Genomic DNA, 18,858 nt, shown 5'->3' on the forward strand with positions numbered 1-18,858 from the left:
AAAACTCCCTGACGGGTGTAGCTATAAAAAATGTAACCGGGCAATGCAAGCTGCCCGGCAAATAAGGATTTCAGAAATGGAAGCAAAATTCGACATAAACGGGATGACCTGCTCTGCCTGCTCATCAAGACTTGAAAGGGTTGTCTCCAATATGGAAGGTGTTCATAAAGCCACAGTTAACCTAGCTTCGGAAACCATGACTGTCGACTATAACCCGGACATGATTTCCACAAAAGAGATTATTGCCTCGGTGCAGATGTCCGGATTCGGAGCGGAAGAAAAAGTTGAAGGATCTGAATTAACATTACCAATTACAGGCATGACCTGCTCTGCCTGCTCTTCACGCCTTGAAAGGGTTCTGAATGCTCAGGACGGAATGCAACTGGCACAGGTAAGCCTCGCTACGGAAACAGCATCCCTGAAGTTCGATCCATCCCTGATCTCGCTTAGAGATATAAGGCAGGTAATCAGTGATGCGGGATTTGATTCAGGTGAAGTGCAATCTTCCCATGACGCTAAAAAATCATTTGATGAGCGCAAGGCAGAAAACGAGGCCAAACTCGGCAGAATGAAAAACAATCTGATTTATGCCCTTGCTTTCACCATTCCGCTTCTGATCATAACCATGGGACACATGGTAGGCATGCCTCTGCCTGATGCAATCGATCCGGGAGTATCCCCCCTCGGCTTTGCGCTTATTCAGCTTGTGCTTACCACTCCGGTGCTCTGGTTTGGAAAAGATTTCTACCTGCACGGATTTCCGAACCTGTTTCGCGGCGCCCCCAACATGGACTCCCTTATTGCGGTCGGAACCTCTGCGGCTTTTGTTTATTCGTTATGGAATCTTGTAGAGATAATGATCGGCATAGACGCACATGCCAAGGCAATGGACCTGTACTTTGAGTCCGCCGCCACAATCCTTACCCTCATTTCACTTGGTAAATATCAGGAAGTCCGGGCCCGTTCACGCACATCAGAAGCAATTGAAAAACTCATGGACCTTACTCCTGCCAAGGCTATTCTGCTCCAGAATGGAGAACAAACAACTATCCCGGTGGAAGAGATCGGTCCCGGAGACTCGATACTTATCCGTCCGGGAGACAGGATTGCCGCTGACGGCAAGGTCTATGAAGGCCACTCTGATGTGGATGAATCCATGCTGACCGGTGAAAGCATGCCCGTAACCAAATCCAAAGGGCACGATGTTGCCGGTGGTACGGTAAACACGGGCGGAGGAGCACTTAAGGTCAGAGTGACGAAAGTAGGCGAAAACACAGTACTCGCGCGCATAATTAAACTGGTACAGGAAGCTCAAGGGTCCAAAGCCCCCATATCCAGCCTTGCAGACACTGTCAGCTACTACTTTGTCCCCGCAGTTATGGCTGTGGGTATCTTATCGGGACTGAGCTGGTTTTTCTTCAGCGCAGAACCTTTCACTTTTGCACTGCGCATCTTCATCAGTGTAATGGTCATTGCATGCCCCTGTGCCATGGGGCTAGCCACTCCCACGGCAATCATGGTCGGAACCGGACGCGGTGCTCAGCTCGGAGTGCTTGTCAAGTCAGGAGAAGCGCTTGAAACAGCCGGGAAAATTGACACAATGATCTTCGACAAAACCGGGACCCTTACCTATGGAAGGCCTGAAGTTGTGGATATTTTCACTATGCCGGGAGAGGATAGGAACACCCTGATTGCTCTCGCCGCTTCTGCTGAGCAGCAATCGGAACACCCTCTGGCCAGAGCTGTAGTCAGGGCGGTGGAAGAACTTGATATAACACTCCCGGAAACAACTTCTTTCCATGCGGTTTCCGGTCTGGGAATATCCACAGACACCGGCGGACATTCCCTGCATCTGGGCAATATCCGTTACCTTGAACAGAACTCCATTGCCGATCTGGAAAATGAAGAGGCAAAAAAGGCCGCATCCCTTTTCGCTGAAGCCGGGCAAAGCCCGCTGTATATTGCCAAGAACGGCAGACTTGCCGGAATTCTGGCTGTTGCCGACCGCATAAAGGACGAAACACAGGCCACGGTAAAAAAACTTCATGAACTGGGTATTAAAACCGTAATGCTCACCGGGGATAATGAAAGGGTTGCAAAAGCAATCGCTGCAAAAGCAGGAATTGACGAGGTCATCGCACAGGTTATGCCGGACCGCAAAGCCGAAGTCGTCAACCGTGAAAAAGAAAAAGGCAACAGAGTTGCCATGGTTGGAGACGGTATCAATGATGCCCCTGCACTTGCTTCCGCGGATCTGGGCATTGCAATGGGTACAGGAATTGATGTTGCAATTGAGTCGGGAGACGTTGTACTGATGAAAGGAGATTTGAACGGAGCTCTTACTGCACTGGCACTCAGCAGAGCTACAGTACGCAATATCAAACAGAACCTGTTCTGGGCATTCGCTTTCAATGTATTGGGAATTCCTGTTGCTGCCGGAGCCTTGCATGTGTTCGGCGGCCCCACTCTTTCCCCGATGTTTGCAGCGGCAGCCATGTCTCTGAGCTCTGTTACTGTAGTAACCAATGCTCTTAGGCTTAAACTTTTTAAACCGGACGATACGATTTGAAAGACCTGACTCTCATTTATCCGCAATGGCAAGGTTCCATAGACAATGAAGCTTTGTTTAAAGGAGCATATGAGCTGGCCGATAATATTCAAGGGCTGCCTTCTCCCAAAGAGGTGAAGGTAGCCCCTTTTTATGAACTGAAACATAACGATTCAATCGTCGGTAAAAAAGACATTATCGAACAGTTTCGCCTAGCAGGCTCAATTTTACAGAAAGAGGATCCTGACCGGGTCCTGCTGATTGGCGGAGACTGCTCAACGGATGCGGTTCCCGTTACATGGCTGAACCGCAAGCATGAAGAGAATCTTGCCCTGATATGGTTTGACGCCCACCCAGATCTCAATACCCCGCTCTCTTCAAAGTCAGGACGTTTTCAGGGCATGGCCCTCTCAGCCATACTGGGACTGGCAGGAGCAGAGATAAACAACTCCATATTTGCCCCCCTTAAACCGGAACAGGTATTCTGTGCCGGCCCCCGTGTTTTTGACCCACATGAACTTGAATATATTGTGGTCAACAAAGTACCCTTTTTCGGTCCCGGAGAACTGGAACGCGATCCGTCATGGCTGGCCGGGCAGATAAAAAGAGCGGGATTCACCAGAGTATACATCCACCTAGATGTTGATGCGATCAACCCCATGGGCTTTCCACATTCCAAGAAAAGTCCTCCGGATGGGCTGCTCCTGGGAAATCTTCTCAAAATTATTAAAGAACTTCACTCCAGATTGGAAATTTCAGGTCTTGGCATAACTGAATTCCACCCCGGAAACGAAAGAGGAATAAACAAGGCACGACAGATCATCAAGACAGCGCTGCCAGATTTAATCAAGGGTATAAATCTTTTAGAGGAATAGCAGAAATAAATCTGTAACTGCAAGACAATAAGCAAAAATTATCCAAGCAGATTTCCGCAACAATTATGAATGAGGACAATACACTTCAACCAATTTAATGCATATCGTACTATTAAAATAGCGAATCACTATGTGGAAGCATTGCAACTTCCTTCAACACCCATAGGGGTAAGACGTAATTAACTCCATTAGTATAATTAATTGACCGACATTCCGGGGAAAGCGAAAGGCCTTCCCCGGTATACTATCACCTCAATTCATTTATCATGTCCCTGACCAGTTTACCGCCGGGAGTCTTTGCCTGAGGGTTAAGATCAACCAATCCTTTCCATGCCTTAAGCGCCCCTTCTTTGTCTTTGATGTCGTAGTAAAGAACAATTCCTTTATTAAACCTTGCTGTTTCATGGTCAGGAGCTGCAATGATCGCAAGATCAAACGTTTCAACTGCCTTTTTGGGGTTTCCGTTACGTCTGTACATGACCCCCAGGTCAGTCAATACATGCGGCTCATGAGGCTCAATAGCCAGAGCCTTTTTATATGCTTCTATGGCTTTCGCATGTTCATCGTTATCATAATAAAGATTACCAAGGTTAGCCCAGACCTTCCATGAATCGGGCTGACTCTCAGCCATTTTTTGGGCCTGTTCAATTTGCTGCCCTGTAGTCTGCGCACTGCCGGAAGATGAATGTGGCTCGGCGGAATCCTTGAATGCCGGGACCACAACCCCACCGAGATAAATCCCGACCAGTAAAGCACCCACTACGGCTGCAACCATTCCGCCCTTTCCGCTCCTGTTTACTGCCCCTGCTTTTTTTGCAGACTTACTCTTTTTTTTAGCCAACTTTATCTTCTCCTTTGAATTTATGTGCAGAGCGCAGATTCACAAAAGTGCAATTTCATGCACCCTTCGCACAACAAAAGTGTAATTCTTTGCTTTTAAGCAAAATAACACCATGTAATTTTACTTAAAACGCAATGAAAATCCATCTATCTAATGAAAAATGAAAATTAACACTCATTTCAAAGCAACTGTTGTACCAAAGAAAGCAATGCATATTTGATGATCAATTACATTTTTTGGAAAAACACAAACGCAATTTCATTTGAACAATCCGCATGAGACTCGATATTATTTTGAATAAAAAATAATATTACATAAAAATCTTGCGCATATCTTCACTCTTAGGTAGAAACCTCAGACAAATATTTTGTAAGGGGTTCAGACTGCAGACTGTAATAGTCTCGACCTGAGTTTGTGGTGCTATCTAAAACAAAGGGAATGATTTATGGATTTTTTAACTTCACTTGATGCAATAGTCGGAAAGATCGGTGCTTTCGCATGGGGCCCGCCCATGCTGGTCCTGCTGGTGGGAACCGGCTTCTGGCTTACTTTTACTCTGCGCGGGCTTCAGTTCAGAAAACTCTGGTACGCCCTGTACCTTGCTTTGATCAAAAGAAAAGAAGACACAGATGAGCCCGGCGACATCACCCACTTCCAGGCTCTTATGACAGCGCTTTCAGCTACCGTTGGGACCGGTAACATCGCAGGTGTTGCAACCGCTGTTGCTATCGGTGGCCCCGGCGCAATGTTCTGGATGTGGATTACCGGGCTTGTCGGCATGGCCACCAAATATGCTGAAGCAGTTCTCGCCGTTAAATACAGGGAAGTAGATGAAAACGGTGAAATGAGCGGTGGACCCATGTACTATATTTCCAAAGGCCTGAATATGCCCTGGTTGGGAACCATCTTCGCAATCTGCGCATCTTTTGCCGCCTTCGGAATCGGTAACATGGTACAGTCCAACTCCGTTGCCGACGCAGTTCAGGCAACCTACGGAATTTCACCGATGATTACCGGGCTGACCCTTATGCTGCTCACCGCTGCCGTTATTCTCGGCGGTATCAAGAAAATCGGTAAAGTAACCGGAATGCTCGTGCCGATCATGATCGTATTCTACATGGGCGGCGCCACCTACATCATCCTGAGCAACCTCTCAGGTGTCCCCGCAGCTCTCGAACTGATCGTGAGCCAGGCATTCAACCCCACCTCCGCTGTAGGCGGATTCGCCGGTGCGACAGTTATGCTTGCCATCAGAATGGGTGTTGCCCGCGGAGTTTTCTCCAACGAATCCGGACTTGGCAGTGCTCCTATCGCAGCTGCAGCCGCACAGACAAAGAGCCCTGTAACTCAGGCACTTGTCTCCATGACCCAGACTTTCATCGACACTCTGGTTGTCTGCACCATGACCGGACTGGTTCTCATCCTTACCGGAGTATGGTCCAACGGTGAAACCGGCGCGGAACTGACCACCATGGCTTTTTCCGCAGGAATGCCCGGTGGAGCCCATATCGTAACTATCGGTCTGGTTCTTTTTGCTTACTCCACCATCCTCGGCTGGTGCTACTATGGTGAAAAATCCATGGAATACCTGATGGGCGTGAAAGCAATATTACCTTTCCGTTTGGTTTTCATTCTCTTCGTCGGTATCGGCGCAATGGCCAAGCTCAGCCTTGTCTGGAACATCTCCGACACCCTTAACGGACTTATGGCCATCCCGAACCTTATCGGGCTGTTAATGCTCTCTCCGGTAGTAGCCGCAGAGACCCGCAAACACTTTGCAGCCCTCAAGGGCGACAGCTCAGCCCAGACCCAGGAAAGCTAATCCTGGATATGATCAATAACGAAGAAATGCGCTGTCTCCAAACCGGAGGCAGCGCATTTTTTAATCTTGCCAATCAAAAAAAAGAGCTGCACCCTATGGAGCAGCTCTTTTGAATTTATGACTTGCAACTTTTAATTACAGAGACTGCGGCGACAGAATTCAACGGCTTCCGCTCTTACATCCCTTTCATCAGGCCAGTAGAGATGCATTCTGGTCAGACCGAAAATAATGGTCATGACAACAGTTGCATTATCTTCAACCTTGACCTGCTTAAGTTCACCTTTTTCCACTCCAAGTCTCACACACTCTTCAAGTACCAGCTCGAGATTCTTCATGAATACAGCCATAAGACGCTTTGAAGAATCCAGAAGACCATAAGTGGAAAGCATGATCTTCATGTCTATTTCATTCTTTTCAACAAAGACAAAATAATCATTCATGATCTGCTCAAGAGAGCACTCATTTACATCAAGCTTTTTACGGATATCTTCAATGTAATAGGAGAACTGCTCTTCAAGAGCAGCCAGAATGTGCAGAAGGATATCTTCCTTACTTTCAAAATGTCTGTAGATTGTTCCTTCAGAAATATTCGCGGTTTTAGCTAGGTTGGCCGTGGTGGCTTTGTGAAAGCCAACCTCTGAGATCATTTCCTTGGCGGTTGCGAGGATGATATCCTTTGTTTTCATGCTGAGGTCTCCCATGGGCGCATAAAGCACCTGGTTGTCAGTCTGTTGATGAAATATCTTAAATCAAAAAATTGAGAATATCTAATACTCTTTCCAAACTGTATTTCCTACCCGAAGGAAGGGACTAGGTCAACTCGCTGCAATTGACAAAAGCTGATATAAAACTTATTTTGGATAGACAAATCCTATGAGGAGGAAAAAATGGTTGAACTTACCGAAGCTGCAAAAAAACAGCTTGAAAACTATTTTGCAGATAAAGATAGGACCCCTATCCGTATTTATCTCGCCACTGGCGGTTGAGCTGGCCCCAGGCTGGCATTGGCTCTGGATGAGCCAAAAGAATCTGATGAAAAACTCGAATCAGAAGGCTTTGCCTTCCTTATCGACAAAGAACTCAACGAACAGGGAAGCCCATTCAGGGTAGACCTGAGCTACACAGGATTTGTCATCGACTCCAAACTGGAGCTTGGTGGCGGAGAGTGCGGCTCCTGCTCCGGAAGCTGCGGCTAGAACGCAGTACTACGAAGCTGTGTAACTCCGTTAAGGAGTTGTTTACATACCAGTATTCTATGCCCACTACAGTGGCTTAAGGCTGTCTCTATTAATAGGGGCAGCCTTATTTTTTGTATACATATTATTTTTACACAAAGATGTTTGCCCTCTCTCACTGAAAGAGTATAATTCATTCTGATACAAATTTTCTTTTATGGAGTTTAAGGTGAGGGGTAAAGAAAGAATACAGGGCGTATTTTCAGCAAAGACCTTGTCGGTGATAGGGACTGGAACGACAAAAAGGCGCACGGAAAACACTACATACTGGTATGCGGAAGAGCAGGAAAACGGAGTTCTCCAGGTTCAGCCCATTAACGATAAATATATTCCCTCAGGACCACGTGTGGCTGTTGAAATGGATGCTTTTCTTGACAATTACAGCCCGGAACCTGAACTTTTTTCACAAAAGGTAATCCCCCAGATGCACAAGCTTGAGCAAAGCATAATGCTGGGAGAAAGACACCGCCGAAACCAGGAACTATACAGCGCTGAACATGAATTTTCCAAAGCACTCAGCCTGGACGAAATCAATGTCAGGGTCAATTTCGGGCTTGGCCTGATATATCTGGACCGGGGCGAAATAAGCAGGGCAGACGATGTTTTCAGAAGGTTGGTATGTATTGAAGCAAGCTATGAGCAGCAGCATAAGCACCTGTTCAATGAATTCGGAATTTCGCTACGCAAGCACGGTATGCACGAACAGGCTCTGGAATACTACGGAAGAGCAGAGAAACTCGTTGAGGAAGATGAGCACCTGTGCCTGAACATTGCAAGGGTGCATTATGAAATGGGTGATCTAAAAAAATGTGTAGCCTACCTGAGAAAAGCACTCTGCCTGAATGACAGACTCGAAGAAGCCTGTATATTTCTTGACTTCCTGCACGGCAGGGGGCTGGTGGATGCGTGTTCTGTCGCAGATTTGCTGGAAATGCAGAAAGAAAAAGCCTGCTAGCCTCAAAAAACTACTTCCACCTGCCCTGAATTTCAGAAATAACTCCGGTACGGGCGAGCTTTTCATAAGCATTATTCCATTTTTCCACTATCTTAGGGTTTGTATCTTTTGAAAAGGCAAGATAGAGGTCCACAGTGCGAAAAGACAGTACCGGCTTTATTTTTCCACGCAAATTTTTATCCCTGTCATAATAGGCCTTCATACCTATATCCGATGATACTATCAGGGCGATTCGATGCCTCAGCAATTTCTTTAAATTGATATCCTGAGATTCAACTGTCTGAAGATTGGTAAATCCACTTTCTTTGAGGAAACGGGCTCTTATATCTTCACGGTAAACCCCTATTCCTGCTGCAGATCTGGCATCATCGAGATTTTCTATATTCAGATCACTGCCTGACAGCCCGTACATAGTCCAGTTTATTGTCATCAGAGGGCCCACCCACTGGAATAAAGCTTCCCGGTCGGGAGTACGGGTTGTAGGCATCAAAGCCACCCCCGGTTTTTCATTTAAAAATTTGTATCCTCTGGCCCAGGGCACAACCTCGATGGCTGTTTCATCCCCGATTTCCTTTTGAAGAGCTCTGACAATATCAACCCCGAACCCTCCCAGTGAGCCGTTGCTGAGATACATGGCTGCCGGGGGAGAAATCTCCGTAAAAATTCTGACTCCGCTCTCATGAGAATGTCCATCAAGCGGAAGCAGCAAAAGAACTGCATAAATCATCAGTTTCGCAAATAAATACTTCATAAGTTCTCAATTAGTTCTGCTGACAAAATCAGAAGACAGCAGGGAAAGTATCTGATGTACTCCATAAAAAGATTCTCGGAACTTCATTATATACTTTCAACAAGATAAAAACAACAAAGCCAGCAAAAATACAATTCAAAAAAAAGCCCCGAAGCCAAAGACTCCGGGGCTGACATGATCAATCAGAAAAAAGTTACTGCTTCCATTCGTCCATAAAATCTTCCGGGCCTACAACTTTATACCCGCGCTCACGGATAGCATCAACTATGGGCCGGGCATCCTCGGTCGCCACACGGACTACAACCATTCTGCGGTTCTTGTAGTGAAAAACCCCGGTACTGGTAATGCTGTATTTCATGTTCGAAATAATTCCCGCCATTTCATAAAGGACACCGGTCCGCTCTTCAACATCAACTACGATGCGACTACCACCCTGCTTGAGCCCCATTTCCTCTACCAGAAGCTCAAGCATCTTGTTGCGGTTGATATAACCGATAAGCTTTTTGTTCTCGTCAACAACAGCCAGACCGGAAAGATTCATTTCAAACATGAGATCCGCGGCGGCCTCAATCTCGGTCTCAGGAGGAATAGTCGTAATGCTTTTGCGTACAACCTCCCGGACAGTGATTTTGCTGAGCAGGTAGCTCAATTCATGCTTATCCAGAGAATTGATCACGGAAGGCAGTGCAGCCCGGACATCTTCCTTGGTGACATAGCCAACGAGTTCATCTCCCTCCTTGACCAGAAGCATCCACAACTGATTGTCTTCCAGAATTTTGTCCGCATCCTTCACAAGAGTATCAGGTGTAACGGTGACAAAGTCCTTGAGCATTTTCAGTCCCACATACATCTACACGTCCTCCAGAGTCCGGAAAAACCGGGTGCGTAAAAAGTTATTCTTCAGGCCGGATCAAACAAAAATCCGGTCACAACAGTCAGCAACCGAATCATTATCAAATCCCTTTTTCCTGAAATACCGCTCCTAAAAACGGCACATGGATAAAACACTCTCTCCACATACTCAAGCTTTAAAACTCTTGCAAGGTATAGCGTCAGGACATCTGATTAAATCAATCCCAGTGGCATAATCGTTATTCATACATAAAATTGCCGGGATAACAGGCAAATACTCTTATAAAATTTCTCCCGGAAAACCTTACGGAATTATACGCTCATGCACCTTGCCCCAGTTTATTTTTTGAGTTAGTCCAAATTCATGCACGAAATGTCAATTGCGCAAAGCATATTAGCAATCATCGAAGAGGAAATGGGAAAACAGCCCGGTGCCGAACTGAAAAAGGTCACTGTAGGCAACGGAGCTCTTGCGGGAGTTGTTTCCGACGCGCTGGTTTTCGGGTGGGAGGCTGTCACTATCGGCACCCCGCTTGAAGGATCAGTGCTGGTGGTGAACGAAATTCCCATCAAGGTCCGCTGCGGAGGCTGCAAAAAGGAATTCATCCCTGAAGACAAACTATATATGGCCTGCCCGGAATGCGGTCTGGAAATTGGTCATGAGGTCCTTCAGGGAAAGGAACTGCAAATCGAAAGCATTGAGGTTGAATAGCAGGCTGCCCGTAACCGCATTTCATTGCGTGATATTTTTCAGCAACCTGAACTTTCATGTCTTTAAGGAAAGGAGATCAAAATGGGCGAAATACCCGTGGTACGCAATATTCTGGAAGCGAATGACAGAATTGCAGATGAACTGAAACAGTTCTTTGACGAAAACAATATACTCTGCCTCAATCTTATGAGTTCTCCGGGTTCCGGCAAAACCAGCCTTCTGGAAAAAACTCTCGCCGACCTTAAGGACGAGTTCAAAATGGCCGTTATTGAAGGCGACCTTCAGACTGATAACGATGCCCGCAGAGTTGCCGCGACCGGTGCGCAGGCTGTTCAGATCAATACTGAGGGAGGCTGCCATCTCAACTCCAGTCAGGTCAAGGAAGCTCTTTCCCTGCTTGACCTTGAAGGTCTTGATATCCTTTTTGTGGAGAATGTCGGTAACCTTGTATGTCCCGCCGAATTCAATGTGGGCGAGGATCACAAGATAACCCTCCTCACCGTCACCGAAGGAGACGACAAGCCGGAAAAATACCCCCTCATGTTCCATATTTCTTCAGTAATGATCCTCAACAAGGTGGACCTTCTTCCTTACGTTGACTTTGATCTGGACAAGGCCAAGGACCATGCCCGCAAGCTCAACAAGGACATTGAGCTGTTTCCCCTTTCCTGCCGTACAAGGGAAGGCCTTGAATCATGGTACGAATGGCTCCGTAAGGCCCGCGCAGAGAAAGCCTAGCCATACTTTACAGTGCATCCAAGGCTTCCGGCGGCTCTCCGTGAGCCGTGCCGGAGGCCTTTTCTTTTGGTCTGCGATCAACATGCGGATGCTTTCCTCATTGACTCAGACTTTTTTGATCTTAGATCAATACCTGAAGTCTTTTAATATTAAACGCTTCCGACAGACATCAAAACTGGAATCCTGTTGACTGTTCGTTCGGTCCATATTTCAAGTATTGAAAGCTATTTCCGGTTGTTACTTCTATCAGCTCCGCCAACGCCCGGAAAAAACCTAAAAACGGGCTGAAGAATATTAAATACCAAACCGCAAGTGGTTAGAAAAAAGGCTTGAGCCTCGGAGATATTATTATGAAATTCCCCAGCAACCTACCGTGTTCCGCAGTTCTTGACTCTTTGGCTGACGGAGTTTTCACGGTTGACCTGGATTGGAACATCACTTTTTTCAATGAAGCAGCCAGCCGCATAACAGGCATACCTGCTGAAGAAGCGGTGGGTTCCAAATGCTGGGAGGTTTTTCACTCCAGCCTCTGCGATGGCGACTGCGCTCTGCGGTCCTGCATGAAAGACTGCGGGCGCATCAGTAATAAATCAATTTTTTTCATCCACGCAGATGGGCGCAAAGTTCCCGTTTCCATCAGCGCATCTCCGCTTGTTGATGCAACAGGGAATCTTCTCGGAGGTGTTGAAAGCTTCCGCGACCTGACAGATATCCAGATCATTCGCCGGGAAGTCGAGGAATCATGGCGCTTTGAAGACATCATTGGAAAAAGCGAACCGCTGGCAAAGGTTTTTTCCATCCTCCCGCAGGTCAGCAAAAGCGAAGCCACCGTACTGCTGCTTGGTGAATCCGGCACAGGTAAAGAACTCTTCGCCCGGGCAATCCACAACCTGAGTGAACGTAAAGACGGGCCTTTCGTGGCCGTTAACTGCGGAGCTCTGCCCGACAATCTTCTTGAATCCGAGCTTTTCGGCTATAAAGAGGGAGCCTTTACCGATGCCCGCAAGGACAAAGCCGGACGCTTCGAGCTGGCAGCAGGCGGAACTATCTTCCTTGATGAAATCGGAGACATGCCAGCCAAACTCCAAGTAAAGCTCCTGCGGGTATTACAGGAAAAGACTTTCGAACCACTTGGGGCCGTGGAAAGCGTAAAAACAAACGTCCGGGTTGTTGCCGCCACAAACAAGAACCTCTCCGAACTGGTTGAACAGGGCGCCTTCAGACAAGACCTGTACTACCGCCTTAATGTTGTTACCCTCACCCTCCCTCCACTCAAAGACCGGGTTGAGGACATCCCGCTTTTGATCAACCATTTCATCAGCCGTTTGAACGCCCTGCAGGGCAAGGAAATAGATGGTGTTTCCGAAGATGCATTACAGATACTGATGCGCCACCCCTTCCCCGGTAACGTCCGGGAGTTGGAGAACATCCTCGAATTTTCATTTATCCTCTGTCCTTCAGGTTTTATTCAGGTAGAGCATCTTCCTGAATATCTGCAACCGCAAGAACAGCCCACTGCAAGTTCTGACGATATCCCTAGAACAATGGAAGAAATAAAATGCCTTGCAGCCAAGAGAGCTCTGGAACGCAATAACGGTAAAAAAATGGTCACCTGCCGCGAGCTGGATATCTCAAAAGATACTCTTCGCCGCATTTTATCCCGCTGCGCCGACAAGGGCGCATAACTCGCCTTACATGCTCCTGCGTGGCTAATTTTAAGCCCAAAGAACATCCTTCCTCCGCCTTCTCTATCCTATAAGACACTGAAACAAATGACAAAAGTTTAAAAGGCACGCCCTATGCTCTATTGCTTTCCATGAGAGGAAACGAAGAAAGCAATAACAACTCGAAGCTGCTTTGTTTAGCTTGTTACAAAGACAGGCTTGCCTCAGTTTTTGACAATGCATCGGAACTGAAAATGTTTCGTGTGGAAGACAATAAAATTTGCCCCGCAGGTTACCTATCCCTTCCCTCAAAAGACCCAAAGGACAGGACATCCGCCATTATGACCTGCGGGGCAACGTTTTTAATATGCGGCGCCATCTGCGGCTGTACCGTAAATGAACTGGAACAGTCAGGCGTCAGAGTCATTCCCTGGATAAGGGGAGTGGTTGATGAAATTCTGGAAGCTTATCAACAGAACCGCCTTGAAAACTATATCATGCCCGGCTGCGGCGGAAGAGTCGGAAGGCCCGGCAGATGCGGTCAGGGTGGCCGTGCTTTCAGGAACCAGCGAACCGGACAGGGAAGAGGCCGAATGGCTGAACCATCCTTAAGTTCCGGACCAAGGAGATACTAATATGAAAATCGCAATCAGTTGTCAGGGAAATGATTTAAACAGTGAAATAGACCCCCGTTTCGGTCGCGCAAAAGGATTCCTCATCTGCGACACGGATTCGGATGAATACGAATTTGTAGATAATGACCAGAACCTGAACGCTGCACAGGGAGCCGGAATCCAGTCCGCCCAGAATGTAGCTGCAACCGGAGCCAAAGCCGTCATTACCGGTCATGTCGGCCCCAAGGCTTTCACCGCTCTCGAAAAAGGCAAAATCAAAGTCCATCTCGTCAGCGGCGGAACAGTCGGTGATGCCGTTGCAGCCTTCCGTGAGGGCAAGCTGGAAACTGCCAGTGAAGCAGATAAACCGGGACACTGGTAAGACTTTTCACTTCTGTTCAGTCATGCCTATTTCTCCTCTCCCTTGTGTGCGGGCATGACTGAACATTCCATGTTCGTGTTTCAGGCATTGACAAGGACGTGTCAGTCCTTAGATTATCCTGAATGTTTTCAGCAAGGCGGACTCTTATGGGTCCGCCGATAATGCTGCCCACCAAACGAAACCCCCTCACAATCCAGAGGGGCAGGAGATTTATATATGAGTGATCATGCTTGCGGAAGCTGTTCTTCTTCCGGTTCCGGATGCTCCTCTCAGGGCTGCAGCCCCGAGGATATGAAACTGAAAAAGGCCCTTTCCAGAATCAAACATAAAATTGTTGTTATTTCCGGTAAAGGTGGAGTTGGTAAAAGTACCGTTGCAACCAACATTGCAGTAGCCCTTTCACTTGCAGGCAAGCAGGTAGGTCTTCTGGATGTGGATGTCCACGGCCCCAGCGTTCCCCGCCTGCTGAGCCTTGAAGATGAAAAGCCGCATATCGGGCACGACATCATTGAGCCGATTTCCTGGTCCAGCAACCTCTGGGTTATGTCACTCGGGTTCATGCTGCCCAGTAAAGATGATCCGGTTATCTGGCGTGGTCCCGTTAAAATCGGCATGATCAAACAGTTCGTTCAGGATGTTGCCTGGAACGACCTTGATTTCCTAGTTGTGGACTGCCCTCCCGGAACAGGAGACGAGCCCCTTTCCGCTCTGCAGACCCTTGGAAACGACGCCCACGCCGTAATCGTTACAACACCTCAGGGCGTTGCTGTTGACGATGTCCGCCGTTCCGTCAACTTCTGCAAGCAGGTTGGCAACCCTGTTCTCGGAATCGTTGAGAACATGAGCGGTTTCGTCTGCCCCGACTGCGGTAACGTGCACAATATTTTCAATTCCGGCGGCGGTGAAGAGCTCGCCCGTGAAACCGGGGTGAATTTCCTTGGACGCATTCCCCTTGATCCCGAAGTGGGAAGATCCGGTGATGAAGGATATCCTCTGGTTCGGGTCGACCACGACAGTCCCACCGGTAAGGCCCTGAACACCATCATTAAACCCATGCTCAACCTCACTGATACTCTTCAGGAGAACAACGAAATGGTTAAAGTTGATGATCTATCCGCAAAGAACGGTATGGTAAGAATAGCAGTTCCGGTTGCGGCAGGTAAACTCTGCATGCATTTCGGCCATTGCGAACAATTCGCACTCATGGACATAGACGTTGCAACCAAAGGAATTGTGGCAACCAATATGGAAACACCTCCGCCCCACGAACCGGGTGTTCTGCCCAAATGGATTGCTGATCAGGGCGTACAGCTCGTACTGGCCGGCGGAATGGGCTCACGTGCACAGTCCCTGTTCACCGATGCGGGAGTTAAAGTCATCGTAGGTTCCCCTGCCGAAGCACCGGAAAACGTAGTTTCCAGCTACCTTGCAGGAACACTGCAGACAGGTTCCAATACCTGTGACCACTAAATTTTGAACATGTAAACCTACCTTTACATAGCCTCGATTACCAAAATCGCCCGCATGTCTTCTATGCGGGCGATTTTGCTTTTACTTCACAGATATGCCACTTAATTATTTGATGAGCGCTAAGCTTTATAACCACATTTCTCTTCTGAAAGTTATGAGCCATATCTTATCTGCCCCATGATAATTTTATGGATTAACTGTGCGCCCCCAAAGGAGTAAAAATGATACTTGGAATTGAAGGCAGCCCCAGAAAAAAAGGCAATTCGCATAAAATGCTGGGAGAAATACTTGATGAGGTTCGTAACCACGACCTGAAGGCAAACGCGGTACACCTGCGGGACTTGGAGTACAAGCCCTGCGTAGGATGCGAAATATGCAGAAAGGAAAAAGCGTGCCTGCGGTTCGAAGATGATATGACAACACTTTATCCTCTGATTGAAGAATCTAAAGGACTCGTGCTCATTTCCCCAGTGCATAACTACAACGTAACAGCATGGATGAAAGCATTTATCGACCGCATGTACTGTTACTACGACTTTGAAGACACCCGCCCACGGAACTGGTCCAGCAGACTGGCCGGACAGGGACGGAAAGCCGTGATCGGGGCCATTGCTGAACAGAATGACAGAAAAGATATGGGATTCACTCTTGAAGCCATGCGCATGCCCCTTCAGGCACTCGGCTTTGAAATAGTAGCCGAACTCCCCGTTCTGCGTCTTTTCGACAAAGGCATCATCGCTGAACACCAGTCAATCATGGACGAAGTCAGGCAAGCGGGAACCGATCTGGCAAGAGCTATTCAACAGGGATGATATCCTTAACTTCCGCCTTCCCGTCACGAATGGTGGATATTATTACGTCCTTATCCGGGTCCCCGTCATTATTGTAATCAAAATTCCCGGTGACTCCGTGAAAGGGCGGCATATCCACCAGAACATCATGAATATTCTGAGGATCAACTGAATTCCCGATTCTGACAGCGGCAAACAAACTCATCATTGCATCGCGGGTCAGAGCTTCAAGCTCCGTAGCCTCGGCTCCGGTCTGTTTCCTGAACTCCCTCTCAAACTCAACCTCTCCCTCGAGCGGCAGACCGGGAATCCAGTGGTCAGCATAGTAGCTGTTCAGAAAAAGTTTGTTGCGCACCAGATCAACAGGATCCCAGGAATCGCCCCCCAGCAAAGTTCCTTCAAATCCGAGCTTGCGGGCCTGCGCCGCCTGCAGCTGAATCTTCTTTGTATTGTTTGGGAGAAACAAAATATCAGCCCCTGAGTCAACAATTGTTTTTAGCTGTTTTTTGTATTCTCTGTCTCCGGGGGTATAGCTTTCCATTGCAGAGACAGTTCCGCCTTTTTTCTCATAATACTGTTTGAAATACCGGGCCAGCTCGGCACTGTAAGGGCTGCCAGCCGAATAAAGGATTCCCACTGGCGCACTTCCTAAATCCTTAACGGCAAAACTCGCAAGGGCACGCCCCTGCACCTTATTTGTATACGAGACACGGAAAGAAAATTTCAAGGCTGTGAGTCTGTTCGTCCCCGCAATTGGCGTTATGAAAGGGACCCTGTACTGCTCACACACCTCCGCAACGGCAAGGGCAACCTCGCTGCTTACGCCACCAACTATTACTGAGACATCATCCTTTTTTATAAGACGCTCCGCAACTTTTGCGGCCACCTCAGCTGAGCCTCCGCTATCTGCCGGGAACAGCTTGACTTTATATATTTTACCGTTCGACTTTATACCGCCATTCTTATTGACTTGTTCAGCTGAAAAACGTGCCGCGGTGATGAGATAATTCCCTTTGCGAAACAGTTCTCCACTGGTGACAGCGACAACTCCCACCCTGAGCTCATCCGTTGAAGACTCCGTTCCCCCCGTACAGCCCATCAGGATAAAACCCGGAAGAACAAGACACCACATCGCAATTCTGCTTAATAATTTCATGGGAGCCCCCTCACTGCGGAAAAGAACGGAAGGAAATAAACAAAGGGCGTTCCCACTGAAGGAACGCCCTTGAAAGAACTAGATGCCTGCCATGCAGTCATACAATTCTTCACTAACCTCTATACGAACAATGCCGTCCTCAATATACACCCGAATGTTGTTTTCAGGAATGAGAGCCATATCCATTGCCACGCAAGCCCATTTATCTCTGAGCTCAGCGGGGTCCACATCCTTGAGCGGATGACTTTCTGCTACTTTCCAACCCATTGTTTTATATCTCCCTTTATATTTTTCTCCGGTGGTTGCCGGGGATTATTTACTCCTGTCCGATATACGTTCTCGGATTCAGACCAAGCAGGCAGAAGACTTCATATGTGATGGTCCCCCACCAGCCAGCGAGATCATCAGGACAGATACGCCCGGGACCGTCACCGCCAAGCAGATACGCGCGATCGGCAAACCCAACATCCGGGATGTGGCTTATATCGACCACACACAACTGCATGCATACCCGGCCCAGAATCGGAGCCCTCTGCCCTTTGATGCACACTTCGCCGGAGCTTGACAAGTGCCTGCTGTATCCGTCGGCATAACCTGCGCAGACAATAGCCACGGTCATATCCCGCTCCGCTTTATATGTGCATCCGTAACTTACAGCCTGACCCTTTTTAAGCTCACGCACGGCAGCAATCTTCGTACTTACCTGCATTGCGGGTTTAAGACTGCTTCCAGCATCACCCCATCTGGTCCCTTCAAGGGGATTTCCGCCGTAGAGGGCTATCCCTCCACGCTGAGCGGAAAAATGAACATTGTCGTGAACAAGGATTCCGGCTGAGTTGGCCAGTGAAGCTTCAAGCTCATATCCGGCTTTAGCAAGGGTTTCCAGAATGTAAGAAAATTTATCACTCTGCCCGTTCACATAATCTTCGTAAGCCGGATCATCCGAGGTTGCAAGGTGTGAACTGGCCAGTTCCGGTACGATTTCCGGGTGAGCTTTCAGCCAGCGGATAAGCTCTTCCAACTCGTCCGGGCAGAAGCCAAGTCTGGACATTCCGGTATCGAATTTCAGACTTATACGGACCTTCTTTCCCTGTGCCCCGACAACTCTGGACAGCATCTCAAGCTGTTCAAATTCCCCGACAAAGGGAATTACATCGTACTGCACCGAGTTGAAACAATCAGTTTCATTAAGAGGTCCCAGCAACGCGATTATTCTTTTATCACAACCGCTCTTACGCAGATCAACAGCTTCTCCCACAGTTCCCACGGCAAAAGTATCAGCCCCCTCTTTTTCAAGAGCCCGAGAAACCTCCACCAATCCATGCCCGTATGCATCAGCTTTTACCACACCGTAAACATTAGAACCTTTTGAACTTAAAACACGGTAGTTGTGGCGGATGGCATTCAAATCAACTTCAACTTCAACAGCATTGTACCCTATAGACATAAGCA

The 18,858-nt window shown here is 47.9% G+C and carries 19 protein-coding genes; 12 read left to right on the forward strand and 7 right to left on the reverse strand.

Annotation, left to right across the window (positions count from 1 at the left end):
* Nucleotides 1–76: 76 nt before the first annotated feature.
* Both ACZ5PW_RS19760 and ACZ5PW_RS19765 read left to right on the forward strand, forming a co-directional pair.
* A complete protein-coding gene (locus ACZ5PW_RS19760; protein ID WP_464556732.1) occupies nt 77–2,569 on the forward strand; it encodes a heavy metal translocating P-type ATPase in 2,493 nt (830 codons plus the stop codon).
* A complete protein-coding gene (locus ACZ5PW_RS19765; RefSeq protein ID WP_464556733.1) occupies nt 2,566–3,423 on the forward strand; it encodes an arginase family protein in 858 nt (285 codons plus the stop codon). Before ACZ5PW_RS19760 ends, ACZ5PW_RS19765 begins: the two co-directional genes overlap by 4 nt.
* Nucleotides 3,424–3,670: 247 nt before the next feature.
* Here ACZ5PW_RS19765 and ACZ5PW_RS19770 read toward each other — a convergent pair whose 3' ends face one another.
* The gene (locus tag ACZ5PW_RS19770; protein ID WP_464556734.1) at nt 3,671–4,264 is read right to left on the reverse strand and encodes a tetratricopeptide repeat protein; all 594 of its coding nucleotides are present in this window, start codon (nt 4,262–4,264) and stop codon (nt 3,671–3,673) included.
* Nucleotides 4,265–4,709: 445 nt separating this feature from the next.
* On the opposite strand from ACZ5PW_RS19770, the gene ACZ5PW_RS19775 reads away from it, so the two are divergent.
* Nucleotides 4,710–6,086 (forward strand): alanine/glycine:cation symporter family protein, encoded by a 1,377-nt coding sequence (locus tag ACZ5PW_RS19775; RefSeq protein ID WP_464556735.1) that lies wholly within the window; start codon nt 4,710–4,712, stop codon nt 6,084–6,086.
* Between the two features lie 131 nt (nt 6,087–6,217).
* Here the strand turns inward: ACZ5PW_RS19775 and ACZ5PW_RS19780 are convergent, their stop codons facing one another.
* On the reverse strand, nt 6,218–6,772 hold the full coding sequence (locus ACZ5PW_RS19780; protein WP_464556736.1) for a TetR/AcrR family transcriptional regulator: 555 nt from the start codon (nt 6,770–6,772) through the stop codon (nt 6,218–6,220).
* Nucleotides 6,773–6,973: 201 nt separating this feature from the next.
* Between ACZ5PW_RS19780 and ACZ5PW_RS19785 the strand changes: the two genes are divergently transcribed.
* Entirely contained in the window at nt 6,974–7,282 is a 309-nt protein-coding gene (locus tag ACZ5PW_RS19785) for an IscA/HesB family protein (protein WP_464556737.1), read from the forward strand.
* 208 nt (nt 7,283–7,490) lie between these two features.
* Complete coding sequence (locus tag ACZ5PW_RS19790) at nt 7,491–8,276, forward strand: tetratricopeptide repeat protein (protein WP_464556738.1); 786 nt, start codon at nt 7,491–7,493, stop codon at nt 8,274–8,276.
* Between the two features lie 10 nt (nt 8,277–8,286).
* On the opposite strand, the gene ACZ5PW_RS19795 is transcribed toward ACZ5PW_RS19790, so the two are convergent.
* Both ACZ5PW_RS19795 and ACZ5PW_RS19800 read right to left on the reverse strand, forming a co-directional pair.
* On the reverse strand, nt 8,287–9,027 hold the full coding sequence (locus tag ACZ5PW_RS19795; RefSeq protein ID WP_464556739.1) for a substrate-binding periplasmic protein: 741 nt from the start codon (nt 9,025–9,027) through the stop codon (nt 8,287–8,289).
* Between the two features lie 193 nt (nt 9,028–9,220).
* Nucleotides 9,221–9,877, reverse strand: a complete 657-nt coding sequence (locus ACZ5PW_RS19800) for a CBS domain-containing protein (protein WP_464556740.1) — start codon at nt 9,875–9,877, stop codon at nt 9,221–9,223.
* Between the two features lie 366 nt (nt 9,878–10,243).
* On the opposite strand from ACZ5PW_RS19800, the gene ACZ5PW_RS19805 reads away from it, so the two are divergent.
* The 7 genes from ACZ5PW_RS19805 (at nt 10,244) to ACZ5PW_RS19835 (ending at nt 16,271) form a co-directional block, all read left to right on the forward strand.
* On the forward strand, nt 10,244–10,591 hold the full coding sequence (locus ACZ5PW_RS19805) for a hydrogenase maturation nickel metallochaperone HypA/HybF (RefSeq protein ID WP_464556741.1): 348 nt from the start codon (nt 10,244–10,246) through the stop codon (nt 10,589–10,591).
* Between the two features lie 81 nt (nt 10,592–10,672).
* Nucleotides 10,673–11,329 carry a hydrogenase nickel incorporation protein HypB gene (hypB, locus tag ACZ5PW_RS19810; protein WP_464556742.1) on the forward strand — a complete coding sequence of 219 codons (657 nt, stop codon included), beginning with the start codon at nt 10,673–10,675 and terminating at the stop codon, nt 11,327–11,329.
* 350 nt (nt 11,330–11,679) lie between these two features.
* Nucleotides 11,680–13,014, forward strand: a complete 1,335-nt coding sequence (locus ACZ5PW_RS19815) for a sigma-54 interaction domain-containing protein (RefSeq protein WP_464556743.1) — start codon at nt 11,680–11,682, stop codon at nt 13,012–13,014.
* Between the two features lie 429 nt (nt 13,015–13,443).
* On the forward strand, nt 13,444–13,605 hold the full coding sequence (locus ACZ5PW_RS19820) for a hypothetical protein (protein ID WP_464556745.1): 162 nt from the start codon (nt 13,444–13,446) through the stop codon (nt 13,603–13,605).
* A gap of 24 nt (nt 13,606–13,629) precedes the next feature.
* The gene (locus ACZ5PW_RS19825; protein WP_464556747.1) at nt 13,630–13,989 is read left to right on the forward strand and encodes a NifB/NifX family molybdenum-iron cluster-binding protein; all 360 of its coding nucleotides are present in this window, start codon (nt 13,630–13,632) and stop codon (nt 13,987–13,989) included.
* A gap of 216 nt (nt 13,990–14,205) precedes the next feature.
* On the forward strand, nt 14,206–15,459 hold the full coding sequence (locus ACZ5PW_RS19830; RefSeq protein ID WP_464556749.1) for an iron-sulfur cluster carrier protein MrpORP: 1,254 nt from the start codon (nt 14,206–14,208) through the stop codon (nt 15,457–15,459).
* 221 nt (nt 15,460–15,680) lie between these two features.
* Complete coding sequence (locus ACZ5PW_RS19835; RefSeq protein ID WP_464556751.1) at nt 15,681–16,271, forward strand: flavodoxin family protein; 591 nt, start codon at nt 15,681–15,683, stop codon at nt 16,269–16,271.
* Here the strand turns inward: ACZ5PW_RS19835 and ACZ5PW_RS19840 are convergent.
* From ACZ5PW_RS19840 to alr, 3 genes are all read right to left on the reverse strand, one after another.
* Nucleotides 16,255–17,406, reverse strand: coding sequence for an ABC transporter substrate-binding protein (locus tag ACZ5PW_RS19840; protein WP_464556752.1), 1,152 nt, complete (start codon nt 17,404–17,406; stop codon nt 16,255–16,257). The two genes, ACZ5PW_RS19835 and ACZ5PW_RS19840, sit on opposite strands and share 17 nt — an antisense overlap.
* Nucleotides 17,407–17,484: 78 nt before the next feature.
* On the reverse strand, nt 17,485–17,673 hold the full coding sequence (locus ACZ5PW_RS19845; RefSeq protein ID WP_464556753.1) for a hypothetical protein: 189 nt from the start codon (nt 17,671–17,673) through the stop codon (nt 17,485–17,487).
* Nucleotides 17,674–17,722: 49 nt separating this feature from the next.
* Nucleotides 17,723–18,853 (reverse strand): alanine racemase, encoded by a 1,131-nt coding sequence (gene alr, locus ACZ5PW_RS19850; RefSeq protein ID WP_464556754.1) that lies wholly within the window; start codon nt 18,851–18,853, stop codon nt 17,723–17,725.
* Nucleotides 18,854–18,858: the final 5 nt, after the last annotated feature.

This window comes from Maridesulfovibrio salinus, assembly GCF_055394525.1.

Coding starts and splice junctions, on each gene's coding strand:
- alr (WP_464556754.1), bottom strand. CDS start 18,853: ATGTCTATAGGGTACAATGCTGTTGAAGTTGAAGTTGATTTGAATGCC.
- ACZ5PW_RS19825 (WP_464556747.1), top strand. CDS start 13,630: ATGAAAATCGCAATCAGTTGTCAGGGAAATGATTTAAACAGTGAAATA.
- ACZ5PW_RS19775 (WP_464556735.1), top strand. CDS start 4,710: ATGGATTTTTTAACTTCACTTGATGCAATAGTCGGAAAGATCGGTGCT.
- ACZ5PW_RS19820 (WP_464556745.1), top strand. CDS start 13,444: ATGAAATTCTGGAAGCTTATCAACAGAACCGCCTTGAAAACTATATCA.
- ACZ5PW_RS19830 (WP_464556749.1), top strand. CDS start 14,206: ATGAGTGATCATGCTTGCGGAAGCTGTTCTTCTTCCGGTTCCGGATGC.
- ACZ5PW_RS19795 (WP_464556739.1), bottom strand. CDS start 9,027: ATGAAGTATTTATTTGCGAAACTGATGATTTATGCAGTTCTTTTGCTG.
- ACZ5PW_RS19840 (WP_464556752.1), bottom strand. CDS start 17,406: ATGAAATTATTAAGCAGAATTGCGATGTGGTGTCTTGTTCTTCCGGGT.
- ACZ5PW_RS19780 (WP_464556736.1), bottom strand. CDS start 6,772: ATGAAAACAAAGGATATCATCCTCGCAACCGCCAAGGAAATGATCTCA.
- ACZ5PW_RS19760 (WP_464556732.1), top strand. CDS start 77: ATGGAAGCAAAATTCGACATAAACGGGATGACCTGCTCTGCCTGCTCA.
- ACZ5PW_RS19845 (WP_464556753.1), bottom strand. CDS start 17,673: ATGGGTTGGAAAGTAGCAGAAAGTCATCCGCTCAAGGATGTGGACCCC.
- ACZ5PW_RS19815 (WP_464556743.1), top strand. CDS start 11,680: ATGAAATTCCCCAGCAACCTACCGTGTTCCGCAGTTCTTGACTCTTTG.
- ACZ5PW_RS19835 (WP_464556751.1), top strand. CDS start 15,681: ATGATACTTGGAATTGAAGGCAGCCCCAGAAAAAAAGGCAATTCGCAT.
- ACZ5PW_RS19800 (WP_464556740.1), bottom strand. CDS start 9,877: ATGTATGTGGGACTGAAAATGCTCAAGGACTTTGTCACCGTTACACCT.
- ACZ5PW_RS19805 (WP_464556741.1), top strand. CDS start 10,244: ATGCACGAAATGTCAATTGCGCAAAGCATATTAGCAATCATCGAAGAG.
- hypB (WP_464556742.1), top strand. CDS start 10,673: ATGGGCGAAATACCCGTGGTACGCAATATTCTGGAAGCGAATGACAGA.